This is a genomic window from Streptomyces sp. NPDC004542, from assembly GCF_040610035.1.
Classification (GTDB): domain Bacteria; phylum Actinomycetota; class Actinomycetes; order Streptomycetales; family Streptomycetaceae; genus Streptomyces.
Genome location: NZ_JBEXLP010000004.1, coordinates 140,553 through 159,631 on the forward strand (window position 1 = coordinate 140,553; position 19,079 = coordinate 159,631).

The window sequence follows — 19,079 nt, forward strand, 5'->3', positions numbered from 1 at the left end:
CGCACGGCCGTGGCCGAGCGAACCGGTGGACGTCCCCGCGGAGTGCGTTCGGTGAGCAAGGGGCCGGCTCAGGCCCAGGGCGCCACCGGCACGAACGAACTGTCCTGCCGGAACAGGTCCGTGCCGTCGGACCGGTCGACGCGCAGCTGGTAGTCGTAGTGGCGCAGGTAGTAGCCGGGGTAGTTGTACGACTCGAAGCGCACCGAGCCGGTGGCCGAGCCCGCCCGTGCGATGAACGTGGCGTCCTTCGCGAACGCCGTCGTCCCGTCGCTCGCGTCGAAGCGGCCCCGGAAGCCGTAGTGCCGCAGGTAGTTGCCCGACGCGTCGCGGAACGAGTAGCCGCCGGCGTCCGCCAGGCCGGCGACCACGGTGAACGTGGCGGCCTGCTTGTCGGCGGTGGCGCTGGAGGCGGTCACCACCGGCAGGTCGAGCAGCGCGGACCGCTCCTCCCAGTACCGGGTCGGGTAGTTGGCGGACCGGAACGAGCCGGTGGCGTTCCGGGTGAGGCTCGCGCCGCCGGACACCGTCTCCTTGATGACCGTGAAGTGGCGGGCGGTGCCCGAGATGCCGGGCAGCGCCTTCGGCGCACTCCACGTGGCGAAGGTGTCGTAGCTGTCGCTGTAGTAGTAGTTGCCGTCGCCGTAACCGTCGAAGAAGATCCGCCAGGCGCCGTTGTCCAGCTGCACCAGCGCGGGCCCCTCGCGGTAGCTGCCCCAGCCCGCCCAGTCACCGGTCCGGGAGATCGTGTAGGGGCCGGTCAGCTTCGAGGCGGTGGCGTACTCGATGTACTTCGCCGTCTCGTTCTTGGTGAAGGCGTGGTACGTCGAGCCGGTCCGCACCACGAACGTGTCGATGTGGTTGCTGCCGAGGCCGGCGAGGGCGACCGGAGAGCTCCATGCCGTCAGGGCCGCGTCGGTGGCCGTCAGCAGGTACGGCGTGAAGATCCACTCGTCGTCGGTGGTCGAGCACGACACGATGACGTTGACGCTGCCGTCCGCGTCCACGAACCACTCGGGGGCCCACGCCCGGGACAGGTTCGCCAACGGGACGGCGTAGTCGTACAGGAACGTCCAGGTCACCCGGTCGGAGCTGCGGGCGAAGCCGATGGTGGTGCTGACGTCCTGCCAGGTGTGGGTGGTGTAGGTGAGGTAGTAGTAGCCGTCCGTGTGCCGGAAGAGGCTGGCGTCCCGGATGCGGTTCGCCGGTGGGGTGTACGCGGAGGCCTGCACGAGGCGGAAGTCGGTGGCGTCGTCCGACTGGTAGACGTTGACCGTGCCGTCGTCGCTGTCGAGGAACGGAACGATGGTGTAGCGGGTGGCGGAGCCGCTCGCGGGCACGGCGGCCGCGGCCGTGCCGAGCAGGCCGGGGAACCCGCCCAGCGCGACCGCCGAGGCGGGCAGGGCGGCCAGGGCGCGCAGCAGGCTGCGGCGGGACGGGGCGGGGGGTGTGGTGGTCACGGGCGGCTCTCCCTAAAGGAACTCGAAGAGTGGTTCGACTTTTCGAACAGAGTTCGAAAAGTCGGTCAGAAGGTAGAGGTGAGACAGGTGCACGTCAATGGTTCCGACGTGGCTGGATGCCACCTGTGGAAAAGCTGTCCGTCACGCCCTTCGGACGTTACCGTTCGGTAGACGACGTGCTACCGGAGGTGGCCCACCATGACGCTCGACCGTGCCGCAGGCCTCGCGGATTCCGCTCGCGCGCTGGCCGAGGGGGAGGTGACCTCCCGCGCCCTGGTCGAGGCGGCCCTGGCGCGGATCGAGGCCACCCAGGGTTCGCTCAACGCCTTCCGGATCGTCCGGACGGAGGCCGCGCTAGCCGAGGCGGACGCCGCCGACCGGGAACTGGCCACCGGAGTCCGGCGGCCGCTGCTCGGGGTGCCCGTCGCGGTGAAGGACGACATGGACGTGGCGGGCGAACCGACCGCGTTCGGCTGCCGGGGCACCTTCCCGCCGGTGCCCGAGGACGGCGAGGCGGTACGGAGGCTGCGCGCGGCCGGGGCGGTGATCATCGGCAAGACCAACACCTGCGAGTTCGGGCAGTGGCCGTTCACGGAGGGACCCGCGTTCGGCGAGACCCGCAACCCCTGGCACCCGGAACACACGCCGGGCGGCTCCTCCGGGGGCTCGGCCGCCGCCGTCGCGGCCGGGGTGGTGCCGGCCGCGCTCGGCTCCGACGGCGCCGGGTCGGTGCGGATCCCCGCCTCCTGGACCCACCTGATCGGCGTCAAGCCGCAGCGCGGCCGCGTCTCCACCTGGCCGCGCGGCGAGTCCTTCCAGGGCATCACCGTCAACGGCACGCTGGCCCGTACGGTCGCCGACGCGGCCCTGCTGCTGGACGCGGCGAGCGGCAATCACGCGCTCGACCCGCACCGCCCGCCGGCCGTCGACGCCGTCGCCGCGGTCGGGCGCGACCCCGGCCGACTGCGCGTCGCGCTCTCCCTCAGACCGCCGTTCACCGCCGTGCCCGCCCGGCTCCGGCCCGAGGTGCGGACCCGGGTCGTCGAACTCGCGGAGAAACTGGCCGCGTTGGGGCACACCGTAGAGGAGGCCGACCCGCCGTACGGGCAGATCGGGCTGACCTTCGTACCGCGTGCCACGGCCGGCATCGCCGAACGGGTCCGGGAGGCGCCCGAGCCCACGCTGCTCGACCGGCGCACCCACGGCGCCGCCCGTCTGGGCCGACTCCTCGGCGGGGCCCCGCTGCGGGCGGCCCGGCGCGCCGAGGCGGTCATGCACCGCAGGATCGGCGGGTTCTTCCAGTCGTACGACGTGGTCCTCGCACCGACGACGGCCGCTCCGCCGCCCCGGATCGGCGCCTTCCACGACCTCGGCGGCCTGGCCACCGACCGCGCCATGATCGCCGCCTGTCCCTACGCCTGGCCGTGGAACGTGCTGGGCTGGCCCGGTGTCAACGTCCCGGCCGGCTTCGTCGACGGCGGCCTGCCGGTGGGCGCCCAGCTGCTCGGCCCGGCCAACAGCGAGCCGCTGCTGCTCTCCCTCGCCGCCCAGCTGGAGGCCGAGCTCAGGTGGTACGAGCTGTGGCCGCCGGAGCACGAACTCATGGACGCGCCTACGGTGTGACGCGGCCCGGCCCGTACGCCGCCCGTACACCGTCCCACGGCGGTCGTCGCCGTCGCCGTGCCGATCGGGCCGGCCCGCGCGGCACGCCACCGCGTCCGGGCGTCCCTTCCGCCCGGCGGATGCCGGTCCGCGCCGGACCGGTGGACACGCCGTGTCCGACGCCCCGTAAGGTGCCACGCGTGACAGCCTTCACCGATGAATCCGTCCCCGGCCGTTACGGCCCTCACGCCACCACCGAGGCCGACCCCCGCGAGGTGGGCCCGGTGCGTACCGAGTACTCCCCCGCGCACGACGGCGACCCGGATCCCGGGGAGATCGTGTGGACCTGGGTGCCCTTCGAGGAGAACGACGGGCGGGGCAAGGACCGCCCGGTGCTGGTGGTGGCCCGGGAGGCCGCGGGCACGTTCCTCGCCGTGCAGCTGTCCAGCAAGCGGCACGACGGCGCGACAGGGGGTGCGGCGAAGCCGCTCCGGTGGAGCCGGGACTCGTCCCGGTGGGTGGCGATCGGCAGCGGGCCCTGGGACCGCTCGGGCCGCGACTCCTGGGTCGACGTGGACCGCGTCCTGCGGCTCCACGAGGAGGGCATGCGCCGGGAGGCGTGCGCGCTGGACCGCGGCCGGTTCAACCTGGTGAGGCAGCGGCTGCACGAGCGCTACGGCTGGAGCTGACGCTCCGGGAAGGCCCGTGCGAAGGCCTCCCGCACCGCGGCTCCCGGTGTCCGGTCCAGGATCCCGAACACGACGTGCTCGAAGCTCCCCGCGAACCGGCCGCCGGGGCCGAGCAGTACGTGGAAGGCGGCCGCGACCTGCGCGGGGTCGTTCCCGAAGACTCCGCAGCCCCAGGCGCCCAGCACCAGCCGCCGGTACCGGTGCGCCGCGGCGGTCTCCAGCACCCGCTCGGCGCGTGCCGCCAGGGCGGACGGCAGCTCGGCCACGCGCTCGGGGGCCGTACGCCGGACGACCGAGGCGTTCGGGGCCGGCGAGGTGAGGAATCCCGCCGCGAACGGCTCGTCCAGCAGCCGGCCCCGGTCGTCGCGGAAGACGGGCACGGCGGGTGCGTGGATGACCCGGTCCGTGTAGAACGGGTCGCGGTGGGCGCGATGGTGGTCGTAGTACTCCGGGGCCCGCAGCAGGCACGTGTACAGCGCGGAGGCGCGGCACAGGGCCTCTTCCTGGGCCTGTGCGCCGCGCAGGTAACCGCCGCCGGGATTGCGGGCCCAGGCGAAGTTCAGGACGGCGACCGGTTCCGCGAGGCGGCGGGCGGCCTCCAGGCTGCTCTCGCCGGTGACCTCGAAGACCGTGCCGGCCGCGGGGGCCGGCGGCACCGGCACCGGGTCGGGGCCGTACGTGCGCGTACCGGCGCGGGCGGCCTCGATCGCCGCCGCGAGCGCGACCTCACGACCGCCGGGCGTGCGGTACGAGCCCGCCGCCACGATTCTCTCGGTCTCGCGCGCGATGCCGCGCAGGCCCGCGCTCATGGCACCACCCCCGTCGGTGCCATGACCGCGACCCGTGCGGCCCCCGTCGTGCCCATGAACGCATCGTGAGCGATGCTGGTCCTGCGGTGCAACAGAGTTTCCCAGCCGCGGAAAGAGAGGTTCCCATATTCACTTGTCCCGATTTGCACCCTTGTGCGAATCGGCGGGAAGGTCTTGGGTGGGACGGACGATGCCGTCCCGGCCCACCCCGGCCGGGCCGGTGGCATGGTGGAATCTCAGGAGGATCCCGACATGTCCGATGCGGAACATGAAGGCGGCGACTGTACGGAGCACCGCACAGCCGTCACCGAACCCGAGGTGGAAGCCCTGGTCAGGGGCATCTGCTTCAAGACCGGACCACCCCGCACGCTCGGGGTCGAAGTGGAATGGCTCGTCCACGAGCTGCGGCAGCCGCGGCTCCCCGTGACACCCGAACGGCTCAAAGCGGCCTACGCCGCACTGCGCACCGTTCCCCTGGGGTCGGCGCTCACCGTCGAACCCGGCGGCCAGCTGGAACTCAGCTCGCCGCCCGCCTCCTCCCTCATGGAGTGCATAGGCACCGTCTCAGCCGACCTCGACGCCGTCCGCGCGGTCCTGGCCGAGGACGGTCTCGGCCTCGTCGGCGCCGGCCACGATCCCTGGCACGAGCCCCGCAGATTCCTGCGCCGGCCCCGCTACGACGCCATGGAGACCTGCCTCGACCGCACCGGCGCGGCCGGCCGCCACATGATGTGCGCCTCGGCCTCGGTACAGGTGTGCGTCGACGCCGGCTACGAGGAGCCGGGCCCGCTGGGCCACGGGCGGCGCTGGTGGCTGGCCCACCAGCTGGGCGCGGTCCTGGTGGCCGTATTCGCCAACTCCCCGCTGGTGCAAGGGCAGCCGACGGGCTGGCGGTCCACCCGGCAGCTGCTGTGGATGCAGATCGGCGCGGGCCGCGCGGGCGCGCCCCCGCCGGCCGGTGAACCGCGCGCCGCCTGGGCCCGGCACGTGCTCGACGCGCCCGTGATGTGCGTACGGCGCGACGACGCGCCCTGGGAGGTGCCCGACGGGCTCACCTTCCGTGACTGGATCCGCGGGGCGCGGCCCCGGCCGCCGACCCGCGCGGACCTCGACTACCACCTCACGACGCTGTTCCCGCCGGTCAGGCCGCGCGGGCACCTGGAGTTGCGCATGATCGACGCGCAACCCGGCGACGACGGGTGGATCGTGCCGCTCGCGGTGACGGCCGCGCTCTTCGACGACCCGGAGGCCGCCGAGACCGCGTACCGCACCGTGAAGCCCCTGGCCGAACGGGCGCTGGGGCTGCCCGCGCCGCACAACCCGCTGTGGACGGACGCGGCCCGGTACGGGCCGGCCGACGCCGAACTGCGGGAGGCCGCCGTCTCCTGTTTCGCGACGGCGCTCGAGGCGCTCCCCCGGCTCGGCGCCACGACCGAGGTCACGGACGCCGTCGCGGCGTACTTCGACCGCTACGTGGTCCGGGGCCGCTGCCCCGCCGACGACCTGCTGGACCGCCTGCGCGGCACGGCTCCTCGCACCCACGGGAAGGACATCCGCACATGACCGCCCCCGAGACCGAGCACGAGAGCGCGCACGCGAGCGGTCGGGAAGCCGTCCGCGAGCGCGCGCTGGCCTCGCTGACCCGCGCGCGCGCCCGGACGGCCCTGCTGACCGGCTGCGTCGACGACCCGGACCTCACCGCCCAGCACTCGCCGCTGATGTCCCCGCTGGTGTGGGACCTCGCCCACATCGGCAACCAGGAAGAGCTGTGGCTGCTGCGGACGGTCGGCGGCAGGGAACCGATGCGGCCCGAGATCGACGGCCTGTACGACGCCTTCGAGCACCCGCGCGCCGAACGGCCCTCACTGCCGCTGCTGCCGCCCGCCGAGGCCCGCGCGTACGCGGCCGCGGTACGCGGCCGGGTCCTGGACCTGCTGGAGAGCACCGCGCTGCACGGCACCCGGCTGACCGAGGCGGGTTTCGCCTTCGGCATGATCGCCCAGCACGAACAGCAGCACGACGAGACCATGCTGATCACCCATCAGCTGCGCAGGGGTCCGCAGGCCCTGACCGCCCCCGACCCGGAACCGGCCGCACCGTTCACCGGACCGGCCGAAGTCCTCGTCCCCGGCGGCCCGTTCACCATGGGCACCTCCACCGAGCCGTGGGCACTGGACAACGAACGCCCCGCGCACCGCGTCGAGGTGGCACCCTTCCGCATCGACACCACACCGGTGACGAACGCCGCGTACCAGGCGTTCATCGAGGACGGCGGCTACGACACCGAGCGCTGGTGGACACCGGAGGGCTGGGCGCACGTACGGGGAAGCGGCATCGGCGCACCGCTGTTCTGGCACCGCGACGGCGGCCAGTGGCTGCGGCGCCGGTTCGGCGTCACCGAGGTCGTCCCGCCCGACGAGCCGGTGCTGCACGTGTGCTGGTACGAGGCGGACGCCTACGCCCGCTGGGCCGGGCGCCGGCTGCCCACCGAGGCCGAGTGGGAGAAGGCCGCCCGGCACGACCCCGCCACCGGGCGCTCCCGGCGCTACCCGTGGGGCGACGCCGACCCGGCGCCAATCCACGCCAACCTGGGCCAGCGGCACCTGCGCCCCGCCCCGGCGGGCAGCTACCCGGAGGGTGAGTCACCGCTCGGCGTCCGGCAGTTGATCGGCGACGTGTGGGAGTGGACGGCGAGCGACTTCCTGCCGTACCCGGGGTTCACCGCGTTCCCGTACAAGGAGTACTCGCAGGTGTTCTTCGGGCCGGAGCACAAGGTGCTGCGCGGCGGCTCGTTCGCCGTGGACCCGGTGGCCTGCCGGGGCACGTTCCGCAACTGGGACTACCCGGTCCGGCGGCAGATCTTCTCCGGCTTCCGCACCGCCCGCTCGGAGGACGTCTGATGTGCCGCCACGTGGCCTACGTGGGGCCGCCGGAGCCGCTGGGCGAGGTCGTCGTGGAGCCCCCGCACGGCCTGTACCGCCAGTCGTGGGCGCCGCGGCGGCAGCGGTACGGCACGGTCAACGCCGACGGTTTCGGGGTCGGCTGGTACGCCCCCGACGACCCGGTGCCGGCCCGTTACCGGCGGTCCGGTCCTATCTGGGCCGACCAGTCCTTCACCGACCTGGCCCGGGTGGTCCGTACGGGCGCGCTGCTCGCCGCGGTGCGCGACGCCACGCTGGCCGGCGCGGACGGGGAGGCCGCCGCGGCGCCGTTCACGGCGGACCGGTGGCTGTTCAGCCACAACGGGGCGATCAGGGGCTGGCCGCAGTCCGCGGTCCCGCTGGCCCCGGCCCTGCCGCCGGCCGACCTGCTGTCCCTGGAGGCGCGTACCGACTCGGCGTTCGTCTGGGCGTTGGCGCTGCACCGGCTGCGGTCCGGCGAGGAGGCCGGCCGCGCCCTCGCCGAAACGGTTCTCCAGGTCGCCGAGGCGGCCCCCGCCTCCCGGCTCAACCTCCTGCTCACCGACGGCGCGACCGTCACCGCCACCACCTGGGGCGACACCCTCTGGTACCTCGCCGAACCCGGCCGCGCCGTCGTGGCCTCCGAGCCGTACGACGACGACCCGCGCTGGCAGGAGGTCCCCGACCGCGCGCTGCTCGTGGCCGACCGCGCCGGCGTGCGGCTGACGCCCCTGACGGACGCCCTGGCATCCTCCCCCACTCCCGGCTCCGCTCGAGCGGGGGCACCCTCATCACCGAAGGAGCCCTGCACGTGAGTTCCCTGCACGTCACCCGCACCCTTGCCGAGGACGCGACGGACGCCGCGCTGCGCGCCGACGTCCTGCGCGGCCTCACCGCAAGCCCCAAGACGCTGCCGCCGAAGTGGTTCTACGACGCCCGGGGCAGCGAGCTGTTCGAGCAGATCACCGAACTGCCCGAGTACTACCCGACCCGTGCCGAACGGGAGATCCTCACCGCCCGCTCCGGCGAGATCGCGTCCGCGACCGGGGCCCGCACCCTGGTCGAACTGGGCTCCGGCTCCTCCGAGAAGACGCGGTACCTGATCGACGCGCTCACCGGTCTGCGCGTCTACGTCCCCGTCGACGTCAGCGAGAGCGCCCTGACCCAAGCCGGGCAGGCCCTCGTCGCGGAGCGGCCCGAACTCGAAGTGCACGCCCTGATCGCCGACTTCACGGCCGCGCTGCCCCTTCCGGACACGCCCGGCCCCCGGCTGCTGGCCTTCCTCGGCGGCACCCTCGGCAACCTCCTGCCCGCCGAACGCGCCCGGTTCCTCGCCTCCGTCCGCGCGCTGCTGTCGCCGGGTGACGCCCTGCTGCTCGGCACGGACCTGGTCAAGGACGAGGACGTCCTCGTCCGGGCGTACGACGACGCGGCCGGGGTGACGGCCGAGTTCAACCGGAACGTCCTGGCCGTCGTCAACCGCGAACTGGGCGCCGACTTCGAGCCCGGCGCCTTCGAGCACGTGGCCCTGTGGGACGGGGCGAACGAGTGGATCGAGATGCGGCTGCGCTCCCGGGCCGCCCAGACCGTGAAGATCCCCGCCCTCGACCTCGCGGTCGACTTCGCGGCGGGCGAGGAACTGCGCACCGAGGTGTCGGCCAAGTTCCGGCGGGACGGGATCACCGCCGAACTGGCCGCCGCCGGAATGGAACTGAGCAACTGGTGGACCGACTCGCAGGGGCGTTTCGCGCTGTCGCTGAGCATCGCCCGGTGACTTCGGGGCCACCGGGCAGCGTGCCCGTCCACCCCTTGACCGGGTCCTCGGCCCCGGCCGGGGTCCGCTGAGGGGTACCGGGGGGACGCCCGCCGCCGTGGCGGCGGGCGCCTCCTCGCCGGGGCGGCGAGGGGCGCCGCCCCGGGTGACGGCCCGGACGCCTCGCACTCCGTCTCCGCATGCGGCACGGTGGAGTGACGCGTGACACACGCCTCACGCGGGAGAGGAGCACCCGTCATGCCGGACCACACCTACCGGGTCACCGAGATCGTCGGCACCTCGCAGGAGGGCGTCGACCAGGCCATCCGCAACGGCATCGCGCGCGCCGGCCAGACCCTGCGCCACCTGGACTGGTTCGAGGTGACGCAGGTCAGGGGCCAGATCGAGAACGGCGAGATCGCACACTTCCAGGTGGGCCTGAAGGTGGGCTTCCGCCTCGAGGACGAGGACTGACGCCGCCGGGCCCGCGTCCGTCAGGTACGTCCGTCAGGTCCGGCCCTCCCGTTCCTGGGCGTCCGCCAGCGCGGCCGACCGCTCGGCCCAGCGGGCCCGTACGACGGTGAACCCGGCGCGTTCGGCGTCGTCGCACACCAGCTCGTCGTCGTCCACCAGGAACCGGACCTGACGGTCCCGGGCCAGCCGGCGCAGGATCTCCAGTTTGGTGCGGCGGGCGGGCCTGCGGTCGGCGTTGCCCCGCATGAACACGCGCCCCTCGGGCAGACCGTGCGCGGTGAGCCAGTCGAGCGTGTCGCGCCGGCAGCGCTCGGGCCGCCCGGTGAGATAGACGACCTCGCACTCCTCGGCGCTGCCGCGCGCCAGCGCCACGCCCTCGGCGAGCGGCGGATCCGCGGGTGCGGCGGCGAAGAAGGCGTCCCAGTCCCGCGGCCGGCTCTCCAGGAACCGCTGCCGGTGCGCCGTACCGGCCAGGGTGTTGTCGAGGTCGAACACGGCGAGCGGTCGCTTGCTGCTGTCAGTCACACGGCCAGCGTAGACAGCGGCGCGCCCCCTGCCGCGGGGTGCGGGCGAGAATGAGCGTGCGGGCACGGACGAGCCGGACCCAGTGCCTCGGCAGTCGGGTCCCCCGGTCACGTCCCGGCACGCGGTCGCCACCGGCACGCTCACGGCACCGGCCGCCAACCACACCACCACCGCTGACGGACACGGCGACCACCACGCCCCGCGCCCGTACCCGCCCGAATGGCCCAAGGAGGTGCGCCACAGGAGGCCGACCGGTGTGAGCGGTGTGACGCTGGTGGAAGGGATGGCCGGCGTGACAGGAGACAGGATGGTGGACGGTACCGCTCGGAGCGGATGCGCTGCGCTCGCATCTCGTGACGAGGCGCTCCAGCGGCTGCGCACGGTCGCCGACGCCGTGCTCTACGAGGGCTACCTTCTTTATCCTTACCGCCGGTCGTCCCCCAAGAACCGGGTGCGCTGGCAGTTCGGCGTGCTCACCCCGCGCGAGTGGGCCGAGGCGAACGGGCCGGTGCCACCGGGTGTCTCCGGGTCCGTGGACTCCTGGTACCAGCAGACCGAGTGCCTGCTGCGGGCGTCCGGCGACGCCCGGCTGCGCGTGACGGTTCGTTATCTGCAGCTCCAGCGCAAGCAGATGGAGCAGTCCACCGGCGACGGCCTCCACCGGCCGGTGGAGGCGCTCGAGACCGGGGCGGACGTCCATCTGACCTTCGACGAGGCGGTGCCCCGCGAGGCGGAGATCGACGTCCCGCTCGCCCGGCTCCTCCAGGGCCCCCACCGTACGGCGCTGGGGTCGCCCGGCGGTTCCGCGACGGAGCACCTGGGCGGCGGTGCGGGCCGGGTGGTGCGCCGGCGGGATCCGGTCCACGCCGTGACGACGGTCCGGGCCGCGCGGATCCGCGACGAGGGCGACGGCACGGCCCTGTACCGGCTGCGGGTGCGCACCGAGAACAGCGGGGCCTCGCCCGGCGGCGCCGGTGTGCCCCGCGCCGAGGCGCTGCGGCACGCCCTCATGGCCACCCACACCCTGATCTGCGGCGCCGGCACGGAGTTCGTGTCGCTGATCGAGCCGCCCGAGGGGGACGAGGAGCACGCCCGCGCCTGCCGGAACCTGTTCACGTTCCCCGTCCTGGGCGGCGACGAGGGCCGCGGCGACGCGGTCCTGTCCGCACCGATCATCCTGCCGGACCACCCGCGGGTGGCGCCCGAGAGCCCGGGCGACCTGCACGACGCCGCCGAGATCGACGAGATCCTGAGCCTGCGCACGCTGTTGCTGACGGACGAGGAGAAGCGCGAGGCCCGGGCCACCGACCAGCGGGCCGCGGACATCCTCGACCGGGTGGAGAGCATGCCGCCGGAGATGTTCGCCCGCCTGCACGGCGCGATCCGCTCCCTCGAACCGGTGACCCGCGGCCCCGGACCGGCCGCGCCACCTCCGGCAGGCACGCGGCACCCGCTGCCCTGGTGGCAGGAGGGCGGCGACGAGGGCCTGTCGCCGACGACCGACAGCGTCCTCGTGGACGGTGTGCCCGTCGCGGCCGGCAGCGCCGTGCGGCTGCGGCCGGCCGGGCGCGGGGCGGACGCGCAGGACATGTTCCTGGCCGGCCGCACCGCCCGCGTGGCGGCCGTCTTCCACGACGTGGACGGCAGTACGCACCTGGCCGTCACGCTCGACGACGACCCGGCCGCGGAGCTCAACGCCTGGTACGGCCGCTACTTCTACTTCCGCCCGCACGAACTGGAGCCGCCGGCCCCCGCGAGGGACGAGGGAGCGCCCGATGGACGCCCCTGACCTGTCGGCCCACGGCCACGGCGCGGTGGAGCGGTCGTTCCGCGACGACGAGCACCTCGCCGAGCGCGAGGCGGTCGAGCGGACGGACGAACGCGTCGCCGGGCCGGGCGCAGTGGCCCGCCCCCACCCCCACGCGCCGGACCACCCACCCGCGCCGACCCACGCCGGGCCCGTGGCCGCGGCGTACGACCGACCCAGGGACCGATTGCAGCGGAGGCCGAGGACATGACCACCCACAGCGGCACCACCGAAGTCAGCCAGGAACCCAGCCGGGCCGAACGGCGCGAGGGCTTCGACGAGATCACCATCCTCTGGATCTCCGAGGGCATGAGCTGCGACGGCGACACCGTGTCGGTGACGGCCGCCGCCCAGCCCTCGATCGAGGACGTGGTCCTCGGGCTGATCCCCGGCCTGCCGAAGGTGAACCTGGTCAACAAGGTGCTCTCCCCGAGCCTGGGCGGCGAGGACTTCCTCGCCCCGTACCGGGCGGCGGCGCGGGGTGATCTGGCCCCGTTCATCCTCGTCATCGAGGGCTCGATCCCCAACCAGAACATCATCAAGGGCGACGGCTACTGGACGTCGTTCGGCAACGACCCGGACACCGGTCAGCCGCAGACCCTGAACTGGTGGCTCGACCGACTGGCCCCGAAGGCCTGGGCGGTGGTGGCCATCGGTACCTGCGCCACCTACGGCGGCATCCACGCGATGGCGGGCAACCCCACCGGCTCCATGGGCCTCGCGGACTACCTCGGCTGGGACTTCACTTCGCAGGGGGGCCTGCCCGTCGTCAACGTGCCCGGCTGTCCCGTCCAGCCCGAGAACTTCATGGAGACCCTGGTCTGGGTGCTCCAGCACGCGGCCGGCGCCGCTCCCCCGCCGCCGCTGGACCACATGCTGCGCCCGCAGTGGCTGTTCGGCAAGACCGTGCACGAGGGCTGCGACCGCGGCTCGTACTACGAGCAGGCCAGCTTCGCCAGGGACTACAACTCCCCCAAGTGCCTGGTGAAGACGGGCTGCTGGGGCCCGGTCGTCAACTGCAACGTGCCCAAGCGCGGCTGGATGTCCGGCATCGGCGGCTGCCCCAACGTCGGCGGCGTCTGCATCGGCTGCACGATGCCCGGCTTCCCCGACGCGTTCATGCCGTTCATGGACGAGCCGCCCGGCGGAACGCTGTCCTCGCTGGTCATCAAGCCGTACGGGGCGGTCGTGCGCCGGCTGCGCGGACTGACGAACGACATCGTGAACCACGAGCCCAAGTGGCGCCACAACAAGCGCAAGCTGACCAGCGGTTACGACCCGCACTGGCGCGCCTGACGCGGAACAGCCGGGGGGAGGGGGATACACCCTCTCACCGAAGTCACCGACCTCACCGACCTCACCGAAGTCACCGACGGAACCGAACAGCAAGGGGCAGCAAGCCAGATGACGACAACCGAGGCCCGGTCCACGGGGCGCAAGCCCGCCCAGCTCGTGGACATGTCCTGGGATCCGATCACCCGGATCATCGGCAACCTGGGCATCTACACGAAGATCGACTTCGCCAACCGGGAAGTCGTCGAATGCCACAGCACCTCGTCGCTGTTCCGCGGCTACTCGGTGTTCATGAAGGGCAAGGACCCGCGCGACGCCGGCTTCATCACCTCGCGCATCTGCGGGATCTGCGGCGACAACCACACCACCTGTTCCGACTACGCCCAGCAGATGGCCTACGGGGTCAAGCCGCCGCGGCTCGCCGAGCACATCGTCAACCTCGGCGAGGCGGCCGAGTACATGTTCGACCACACGATCTTCCAGGACAACCTGGTGTTCGTGGACTTCTGCGAGGCCATGGTCAAGGCCACCAACCCGGGCCTGCTGGCCCGCGCCGAGCGCACCGACGCGCCGCGCGGCGGCATCCACGGCTACCGCACCGTCGCCGACATCATGAAGGCCTTCAACCCCTTCGAGGGCGAGGTCTACAAGGAGGCCCTGAAGGTCAGCCGGGTCACCCGGGAGATGTTCTGCCTGATGGAGGGGCGGCACGTCCACCCCTCGACGCTGTACCCGGGCGGCGTGGGCACGATGCCGCAGCCCAACACCTTCACCGACTACCTCAGCCGGCTGATGCACGTCATCGACTTCGTCAAGAAGGCCGTCGCCATGAACGACGACGTCTTCGACTTCTTCTACGAGGCGCTGCCCGGCTACGAGGAGGTCGGCAGGCGGCGCGTCCTGCTCGGCTGCTGGGGCGCCTGGCAGAACCCGGACGTCGTCGACTACCGCTACGAGACGATGAACGAGTGGGGCAGGGCGATGTACGTCACCCCCGGCGTCGTCGTCGACGGCGAGCTGGTCACCAACAACCTCGTCGACATCAACCTCGGCATCCGCATCATGCTGGGCAGCTCCTACTACGAGGACTGGGTCAACGAGCAGCCGTTCGTCACCCACGACCCGCTGGGCAACCCGGTCGACATGCGCCACCCGTGGAACCAGACGACCGTGCCGGTGCCGCAGAAACGTGACTTCGCCGACAAGTACAGCTGGGTGATGAGCCCGCGCTGGTACGACCGACGCAGCGGTGACCACCTCGCCCTGGACACCGGCGGCGGCCCGCTGGCCCGGCTGTGGTCGACGGCGCTGAGCGGCATCGTCGACACCCCGTACGTCAAGGCCACCGGCAACAGCGTGCGCATCTCGCTGCCCAAGGGGGAGAGCCTGCCGGAGACGACGCTGGAGTGGCGCATCCCGAAGTGGAGCAACACCATCGAACGGGACCGCGCCCGGCCGTACTTCATCGCCTACGCCGCCGCCATGGCCCTGCAGTTCGTGGAGGAGGCGATGGGGCTGATCCGGGCGGGCGACACCAAGGTCTTCGAGAACTTCGAGGTGCCCGAGGAGGCGATCGGCTGCGGCTTCCACGAGGCGGTGCGCGGCGTCCTCTCCCACCATCTGGTGATCAAGGACAAGAAGATCGCCAACTACCACCCGTACCCGCCGACCCCGTGGAACGCCAGCCCCCGGGACATCTACGGCACCCCCGGCCCGTACGAGGACGCCGTGCAGGGACAGCCGATCTTCGAGGAGAACGGCCCCGACGACTTCAAGGGCGTCGACATCATGCGCACCGTGCGCAGCTTCGACCCCTGTCTGCCGTGCGGTGTGCACATGTACGTGGGCAAGGGGAAGACGCTGACCACGCTGCACTCGCCGACGTACGGAGCCGCCGCCCATGGCTGACGGCACCCGGCTCGACGAGACGTCGCTCGCCGCCCGGCTGGCCCGCCTGGACGACCTGCTGGAGCGCCTGGAGGAGACGGCGGGCCCGACCGCCCGGGAGGCCCTCGATGCGGTGCGGGCGCTGACCGAGGTCTACGGCGAGGCACTGGCCAGGATCCTGGACCGCGCGGACGCCTCCTTGTCCGCGGCGCTGGCCGGGGACGAACTCCTCGCCCATCTGATGGTGCTGCACGGCATCCATCCCGATCCGGTGCAGGCCCGGGTGGCCCGGGAGGTGGAGCGGCTGCGCGGGGAACTGCGCGGGCGGGGCGGCGAGCTGGAACTGGTCGGCATCGAGGAGGCGGTGGCCCGGGTCCGGCTGACGGTCAAGGGCTGCGGCTCGTCGTCGGCGCAGATCATGGAAGCGGTCCGGGAGGCGGTCCTCGGGGTGGCCCCCGAACTGCGGGCGGTGGAGCGGGTGGTGGACGCCCCCGCCCCCGCGTTCGTACCGCTGGACACCCTCACCCACCGCGACCGGCAGCCGCAGGTGGCACCGTGACCGGCGGCGCGCTGGGGCGGGTCATCCGCTCGGCCGCCGCCCGGCGGTCGGCGGCCGAGGAACTGTGCGACCTGTGCGCGGCCCCGGTGCCGGACGACCACCGCCATCTGCACGACGGCGAGCGGGAGGAGGTGCTGTGCGCCTGCCGGCCCTGTGCGCTGCTGTTCACCGAAGGCGACGAGGACGACGAGGGCGACGGGCGCTACCGGCTGATCCCGTTGCGCCGGCTGCGGCTGCCCCCGGTGGACACCGAGCCGCTGGGCGTGCCCGTGGGACTGGCCTTCTTCGTGCCCCGCACCGACGGCACGGTCCTCGCGCACTACCCGAGCCCGGCAGGCGCCACCCGCTGGGAGGTGGACGCGGACGCCTGGCGGAGCGTGGTCGCCGGCTGTCCGCAGCTGGCCGGCCTGGCACCCGAGGTGGAGGCGCTGCTGGTGAACACCGCCCGGGGCCTCGCGCACCACTGGATCGTGCCGGTCGACGACTGCTTCCGGATCGTCGGGCTGGTCCGCCAGGAGTGGCAGGGCATGTCCGGTGGAGAGACGATGTGGCCGGCGCTGGAACGGTTCTTCACCGAGCTGGCCGCCGCGCGGCCGATGGCACCGGCCGCACGACCGTAAGGAGGACACCATGGGCAGCATCCGGGTCGGACGACCGCAGGCGAAGCCCGACACGCCCACCCACGTCTTCGGCCTCCACCAGGGCAACAAGGGCCCGTACCGGCACCAGACGGGGCACCACGAGGACGGCACCGCCGACGCGCGCCGGTCCACGGGCATCCACTGGAAGAAGCACGAAGCGATCCTGAAGATCATGCCGAGCATTCCGCCGGGCTGAGCGGCTTAGGGAGCAGAGATGGCGATGGCAACCATGACGGCCAAACGCGTACTGACGGCACAGGCGGTGCTCGTCGGGAGCGCGGTGCTGGGCCTGCTGGTCTGGGAGCTCCCCGGACTGGTGCGTGAGATCAAGATCTGGCGCATGGCCGGCTCCTCCTCCGGCGTCCGGCGCCACCGCTGACCGCCGGGGTCATCCGGCCGCGAGCGCGGCGCCGGCGTCGGCCAGCAGCCGCTCCACCACCGTGTGGAGCAGCGGCACGGCCCGTTCGACGGCGTCGCGCACCGGCGCGCTCAGACCGACGGTCACGTCGGGATCGTCGGCGTCCGGCACCGCCCGGGGCTCGCAGGCGAGGACGACGACGCGCGGCAGCGCGCCCTCCCCGAGGTGCGCGGCCAGCGCCAGTACCTTCACGGGGTCCATGCCGTGTGCCTCCGGGACCTGCCGGGCGGTGTCCGAGGCGTCGGGGAGGCCGGCTTCGATCAGCGACAGCGTGCCCGGTGCCAGGCCGCGCGGGGCGGCGTCCACGAAGACGGCGGCGGCGTAGCCGTCGAGCAGCCGGTAGGCGAGGTCCAGGCCGCGGATGCCGAAGTCGCGCACGTGGACCTCCTCTGGCAGGGGCCGGTCGGCCAGGGCCTTGATCACCTCGGGTCCGAAGGCGTCGTCGGCGAGGAAGATGTTGCCGATGCCGGCGACCAGCAGGCGCGGCTGCCTCACCGGGCCTCCTCCGGCAGGGCCGGGGCGGGTGCCAGCGGCCTCGGTGAACCGCACGGCAGCTTGCGGACGAACGCGGAGCGCAGGGCGTGGTACGGCGCTTCGGGGTCGGTGAAGACGCGGCGCATGCGGGCGAGTTCGTCCTCGCGGTACGCGGCGAGCGGCCGCCGTTCCTCGTCCCGGGCCCGTGCCGCCGCCTTGGCCGCGATCCGCTCCCCCAGGTCAGGGGTCCCGGCGAGCGCGGCGGCGAGCCGGCGCACCCGCTCGGGGAACGCGCCCGGGGCGGCGGTCACCAGCCGGTCGGCCAGGCCCAGCCGGACGGCCGAGGCGGCACTCACCGGCAGCGCCTCGCGCGTCAGCCGCTCGGCCGTGGCGTCACCGACACGCCGGGGCAGGCTGTACGTCCAGAACTCCGAGCCGTACAGGCCCATCCGCCGGTAGTGCGGGTTCAGGACGGCGCCGGAGCGGCACCAGACCTCGTCCGCCGCCAGCGCCAGCATCACCCCGCCCGCCGCCGCGTTGCCGCCGAGCGCGGCGACCACCAGGCGGTCCGTGGTCCGCAGCACCGCTTCGACCAGGTCGTTCATGGCGTTGAGGTTGGTCCACGACTCCTCGGCCGGATCGGCGGCGGCCTCGATGACGCCCAGGTGGATGCCGTTGCAGAAGAAGTCGCGCACCCCGCCGAGGACCAGGACGGGCGTGGGCCGGGTCAGGGCGTGCCGGTAGGCGGCGAGGAGGCGGCGGCACTGGGAGGTGCTCATCGCGCCGCCCGGGAAGGAGAAGGCCAGGTGGCCGATGTCGCCGTGCCGGCGGTAGCGGATGTCGCTCCAGGTGCGCCGGCCCGGGCGCGGCTCCAGGGGGGCGGGCACCTCCGGTACGCCGGACAGCCGGTCGCCGAGCACGTCGGCCGCCGGGCGCCGGAAGGGCGCGGGGGCCGCGGAGCCGCGGCGCGGGCGGAGTTCCGGGATCCAGACCGCGCCGTCCCGGGTGGCCCGGCACACGGCGCCGTTCCGGGTGGCGAGCAGCTCACCGGGGCGCCCCCGCAGTTCGTCCTCGGGATGAGAGCCGTGCAGGAAGACCTCCTGTCCGAGGAGGTCGTCGAGGACACCCGGCCGGGAGTCGGCGCCGCGCAGCTTGCGCAGTACGGTGGCGGTGTCGTCGTGGCGCCAGTCGACGCGCCGCCGTTCCTGCCGGAAGAAGTCGCGCCGGACGACGCAGATCCCGGGGTCGCTCTGCGGGCGCGGCTTGTACGAGCCGCCGGCGTAACGCTCCACCGCCAGCAGGACGGCGGTCACCGCGGCGTCGGAGACCTCGCCCCGGTAGAGGTCGCTCTTGCCGACGGGCTCCACGGTGAACGGCACCGACGCCCACACGGCACCGGCGTCCATGCCCGCCTCGGCCTGGAGCACGGTCACCGCCCACCGTCCGGCGTCCTCGGCGACGGCCCAGTCCAGGGACGAGGGGCCCCGGTCGCCGGGCGGGCCGGGGTGCACGATCAGGCAGGTGTGCTCCCGCCACACGTCCTCGGGGAGGGCCGTCCTCAGCATCGGGGCGACGATCAGCTCCGGGGCGGTGTCCCGGACGGCCTCGCGCACCGCGTCGTCCCCGTGCGAGGCCAGCACCGCCTCCACACGGTGCCCGCGGTCGGCGAGTTCGACGTGGACGCGCTGGCACAGGCTGTTGAAGGCGCTGGCGACGAGGAGGATGTCCATACCGCCCGAGCATCGTCCCCGGACGATGGCCCGGGAAGCAGCGCAACGGCACCGCGGGGCA

The 19,079-nt window shown here is 73.3% G+C and carries 20 protein-coding genes; 15 read left to right on the plus strand and 5 right to left on the minus strand.

From position 1 onward, the window contains the following. Positions 1 to 68: 68 nt before the first annotated feature. Complete coding sequence (locus tag ABZX30_RS04245) at positions 69 to 1,457, minus strand: glycoside hydrolase family 43 protein (protein ID WP_355928565.1); 1,389 nt, start codon at positions 1,455 to 1,457, stop codon at positions 69 to 71. Positions 1,458 to 1,655: 198 nt separating this feature from the next. Between ABZX30_RS04245 and ABZX30_RS04250 the strand changes: the two genes are divergently transcribed. Next, the gene (locus ABZX30_RS04250) at positions 1,656 to 3,080 is read left to right on the plus strand and encodes an amidase (protein ID WP_355928567.1); all 1,425 of its coding nucleotides are present in this window, start codon (positions 1,656 to 1,658) and stop codon (positions 3,078 to 3,080) included. A 179-nt stretch (positions 3,081 to 3,259) separates the two neighbouring features. Then, positions 3,260 to 3,748, plus strand: a complete 489-nt coding sequence (locus ABZX30_RS04255; RefSeq protein WP_355928569.1) for a type II toxin-antitoxin system PemK/MazF family toxin — start codon at positions 3,260 to 3,262, stop codon at positions 3,746 to 3,748. Here ABZX30_RS04255 and ABZX30_RS04260 read toward each other — a convergent pair. Continuing rightward, positions 3,733 to 4,557 carry a TIGR02452 family protein gene (locus ABZX30_RS04260; protein WP_355928572.1) on the minus strand — a complete coding sequence of 275 codons (825 nt, stop codon included), beginning with the start codon at positions 4,555 to 4,557 and terminating at the stop codon, positions 3,733 to 3,735. The two genes, ABZX30_RS04255 and ABZX30_RS04260, sit on opposite strands and share 16 nt — an antisense overlap. A gap of 252 nt (positions 4,558 to 4,809) precedes the next feature. Here ABZX30_RS04260 and egtA point away from each other — a divergent pair, with 252 nt between their 5' ends. From egtA to ABZX30_RS04285, 5 genes are all read left to right on the plus strand, one after another. Next, positions 4,810 to 6,120: an ergothioneine biosynthesis glutamate--cysteine ligase EgtA gene (egtA, locus tag ABZX30_RS04265; protein ID WP_355928575.1), complete on the plus strand. Its 1,311-nt coding sequence runs from the start codon at positions 4,810 to 4,812 to the stop codon at positions 6,118 to 6,120. Continuing rightward, entirely contained in the window at positions 6,117 to 7,457 is a 1,341-nt protein-coding gene (egtB, locus tag ABZX30_RS04270; protein WP_355928578.1) for an ergothioneine biosynthesis protein EgtB, read from the plus strand. Before egtA ends, egtB begins: the two co-directional genes overlap by 4 nt. Next, positions 7,457 to 8,272, plus strand: coding sequence for an ergothioneine biosynthesis protein EgtC (gene egtC, locus ABZX30_RS04275; RefSeq protein WP_355928580.1), 816 nt, complete (start codon positions 7,457 to 7,459; stop codon positions 8,270 to 8,272). The genes egtB and egtC overlap by 1 nt, the downstream gene beginning before the upstream one ends. Beyond that, entirely contained in the window at positions 8,269 to 9,231 is a 963-nt protein-coding gene (egtD, locus tag ABZX30_RS04280; RefSeq protein WP_355928582.1) for an L-histidine N(alpha)-methyltransferase, read from the plus strand. The genes egtC and egtD overlap by 4 nt, the downstream gene beginning before the upstream one ends. A gap of 237 nt (positions 9,232 to 9,468) precedes the next feature. Then, positions 9,469 to 9,684: a dodecin gene (locus ABZX30_RS04285; RefSeq protein ID WP_355928584.1), complete on the plus strand. Its 216-nt coding sequence runs from the start codon at positions 9,469 to 9,471 to the stop codon at positions 9,682 to 9,684. Between the two features lie 33 nt (positions 9,685 to 9,717). Here the strand turns inward: ABZX30_RS04285 and ABZX30_RS04290 are convergent, their stop codons facing one another. Next, positions 9,718 to 10,209 (minus strand): hypothetical protein, encoded by a 492-nt coding sequence (locus ABZX30_RS04290; RefSeq protein WP_355928586.1) that lies wholly within the window; start codon positions 10,207 to 10,209, stop codon positions 9,718 to 9,720. Between the two features lie 307 nt (positions 10,210 to 10,516). Between ABZX30_RS04290 and ABZX30_RS04295 the strand changes: the two genes are divergently transcribed. The 8 genes from ABZX30_RS04295 to ABZX30_RS04330 all read left to right on the plus strand — a co-directional run bounded on the left by ABZX30_RS04295 (position 10,517) and on the right by ABZX30_RS04330 (position 16,775). Further along, positions 10,517 to 11,998, plus strand: a complete 1,482-nt coding sequence (locus ABZX30_RS04295; RefSeq protein ID WP_355928588.1) for a hypothetical protein — start codon at positions 10,517 to 10,519, stop codon at positions 11,996 to 11,998. Further along, entirely contained in the window at positions 11,985 to 12,227 is a 243-nt protein-coding gene (locus tag ABZX30_RS04300) for a hypothetical protein (RefSeq protein ID WP_355928589.1), read from the plus strand. Before ABZX30_RS04295 ends, ABZX30_RS04300 begins: the two co-directional genes overlap by 14 nt. Beyond that, positions 12,224 to 13,312: a hydrogenase expression protein HypE gene (locus tag ABZX30_RS04305; protein ID WP_355928592.1), complete on the plus strand. Its 1,089-nt coding sequence runs from the start codon at positions 12,224 to 12,226 to the stop codon at positions 13,310 to 13,312. Before ABZX30_RS04300 ends, ABZX30_RS04305 begins: the two co-directional genes overlap by 4 nt. 108 nt (positions 13,313 to 13,420) lie before the next feature. Next, entirely contained in the window at positions 13,421 to 15,217 is a 1,797-nt protein-coding gene (locus ABZX30_RS04310; protein WP_355928595.1) for a nickel-dependent hydrogenase large subunit, read from the plus strand. After that, positions 15,210 to 15,755, plus strand: a complete 546-nt coding sequence (locus tag ABZX30_RS04315) for a NifU family protein (RefSeq protein WP_355928597.1) — start codon at positions 15,210 to 15,212, stop codon at positions 15,753 to 15,755. Before ABZX30_RS04310 ends, ABZX30_RS04315 begins: the two co-directional genes overlap by 8 nt. After that, positions 15,752 to 16,375: a DUF5947 family protein gene (locus tag ABZX30_RS04320; protein ID WP_355928600.1), complete on the plus strand. Its 624-nt coding sequence runs from the start codon at positions 15,752 to 15,754 to the stop codon at positions 16,373 to 16,375. The genes ABZX30_RS04315 and ABZX30_RS04320 overlap by 4 nt, the downstream gene beginning before the upstream one ends. 10 nt (positions 16,376 to 16,385) lie before the next feature. After that, the gene (locus tag ABZX30_RS04325) at positions 16,386 to 16,592 is read left to right on the plus strand and encodes a hypothetical protein (protein WP_355928603.1); all 207 of its coding nucleotides are present in this window, start codon (positions 16,386 to 16,388) and stop codon (positions 16,590 to 16,592) included. 24 nt (positions 16,593 to 16,616) lie between these two features. Next, the gene (locus tag ABZX30_RS04330) at positions 16,617 to 16,775 is read left to right on the plus strand and encodes a hypothetical protein (RefSeq protein WP_355928605.1); all 159 of its coding nucleotides are present in this window, start codon (positions 16,617 to 16,619) and stop codon (positions 16,773 to 16,775) included. Between the two features lie 9 nt (positions 16,776 to 16,784). On the opposite strand, the gene ABZX30_RS04335 is transcribed toward ABZX30_RS04330, so the two are convergent. Both ABZX30_RS04335 and ABZX30_RS04340 read right to left on the minus strand, forming a co-directional pair. After that, complete coding sequence (locus ABZX30_RS04335) at positions 16,785 to 17,309, minus strand: hydrogenase maturation protease (RefSeq protein ID WP_355928607.1); 525 nt, start codon at positions 17,307 to 17,309, stop codon at positions 16,785 to 16,787. After that, the gene (locus ABZX30_RS04340) at positions 17,306 to 19,018 is read right to left on the minus strand and encodes a hydrogenase maturation protein (RefSeq protein ID WP_355928609.1); all 1,713 of its coding nucleotides are present in this window, start codon (positions 19,016 to 19,018) and stop codon (positions 17,306 to 17,308) included. Before ABZX30_RS04340 ends, ABZX30_RS04335 begins: the two co-directional genes overlap by 4 nt. Between the last annotated feature and the right edge of the window lie 61 nt (positions 19,019 to 19,079).

Bases quoted from the DNA above. Each gene is read 5' to 3' on its own strand.
- ABZX30_RS04250 (WP_355928567.1), top strand. From the start codon at position 1,656: ATGACGCTCGACCGTGCCGCAGGCCTCGCGGATTCCGCTCGCGCGCTG.
- ABZX30_RS04260 (WP_355928572.1), bottom strand. From the start codon at position 4,557: ATGAGCGCGGGCCTGCGCGGCATCGCGCGCGAGACCGAGAGAATCGTG.
- egtA (WP_355928575.1), top strand. From the start codon at position 4,810: ATGTCCGATGCGGAACATGAAGGCGGCGACTGTACGGAGCACCGCACA.
- egtB (WP_355928578.1), top strand. From the start codon at position 6,117: ATGACCGCCCCCGAGACCGAGCACGAGAGCGCGCACGCGAGCGGTCGG.
- egtC (WP_355928580.1), top strand. From the start codon at position 7,457: ATGTGCCGCCACGTGGCCTACGTGGGGCCGCCGGAGCCGCTGGGCGAG.
- ABZX30_RS04285 (WP_355928584.1), top strand. From the start codon at position 9,469: ATGCCGGACCACACCTACCGGGTCACCGAGATCGTCGGCACCTCGCAG.
- ABZX30_RS04295 (WP_355928588.1), top strand. From the start codon at position 10,517: ATGGTGGACGGTACCGCTCGGAGCGGATGCGCTGCGCTCGCATCTCGT.
- ABZX30_RS04300 (WP_355928589.1), top strand. From the start codon at position 11,985: ATGGACGCCCCTGACCTGTCGGCCCACGGCCACGGCGCGGTGGAGCGG.
- ABZX30_RS04305 (WP_355928592.1), top strand. From the start codon at position 12,224: ATGACCACCCACAGCGGCACCACCGAAGTCAGCCAGGAACCCAGCCGG.
- ABZX30_RS04310 (WP_355928595.1), top strand. From the start codon at position 13,421: ATGACGACAACCGAGGCCCGGTCCACGGGGCGCAAGCCCGCCCAGCTC.
- ABZX30_RS04315 (WP_355928597.1), top strand. From the start codon at position 15,210: ATGGCTGACGGCACCCGGCTCGACGAGACGTCGCTCGCCGCCCGGCTG.
- ABZX30_RS04325 (WP_355928603.1), top strand. From the start codon at position 16,386: ATGGGCAGCATCCGGGTCGGACGACCGCAGGCGAAGCCCGACACGCCC.
- ABZX30_RS04330 (WP_355928605.1), top strand. From the start codon at position 16,617: ATGGCAACCATGACGGCCAAACGCGTACTGACGGCACAGGCGGTGCTC.
- ABZX30_RS04340 (WP_355928609.1), bottom strand. From the start codon at position 19,018: ATGGACATCCTCCTCGTCGCCAGCGCCTTCAACAGCCTGTGCCAGCGC.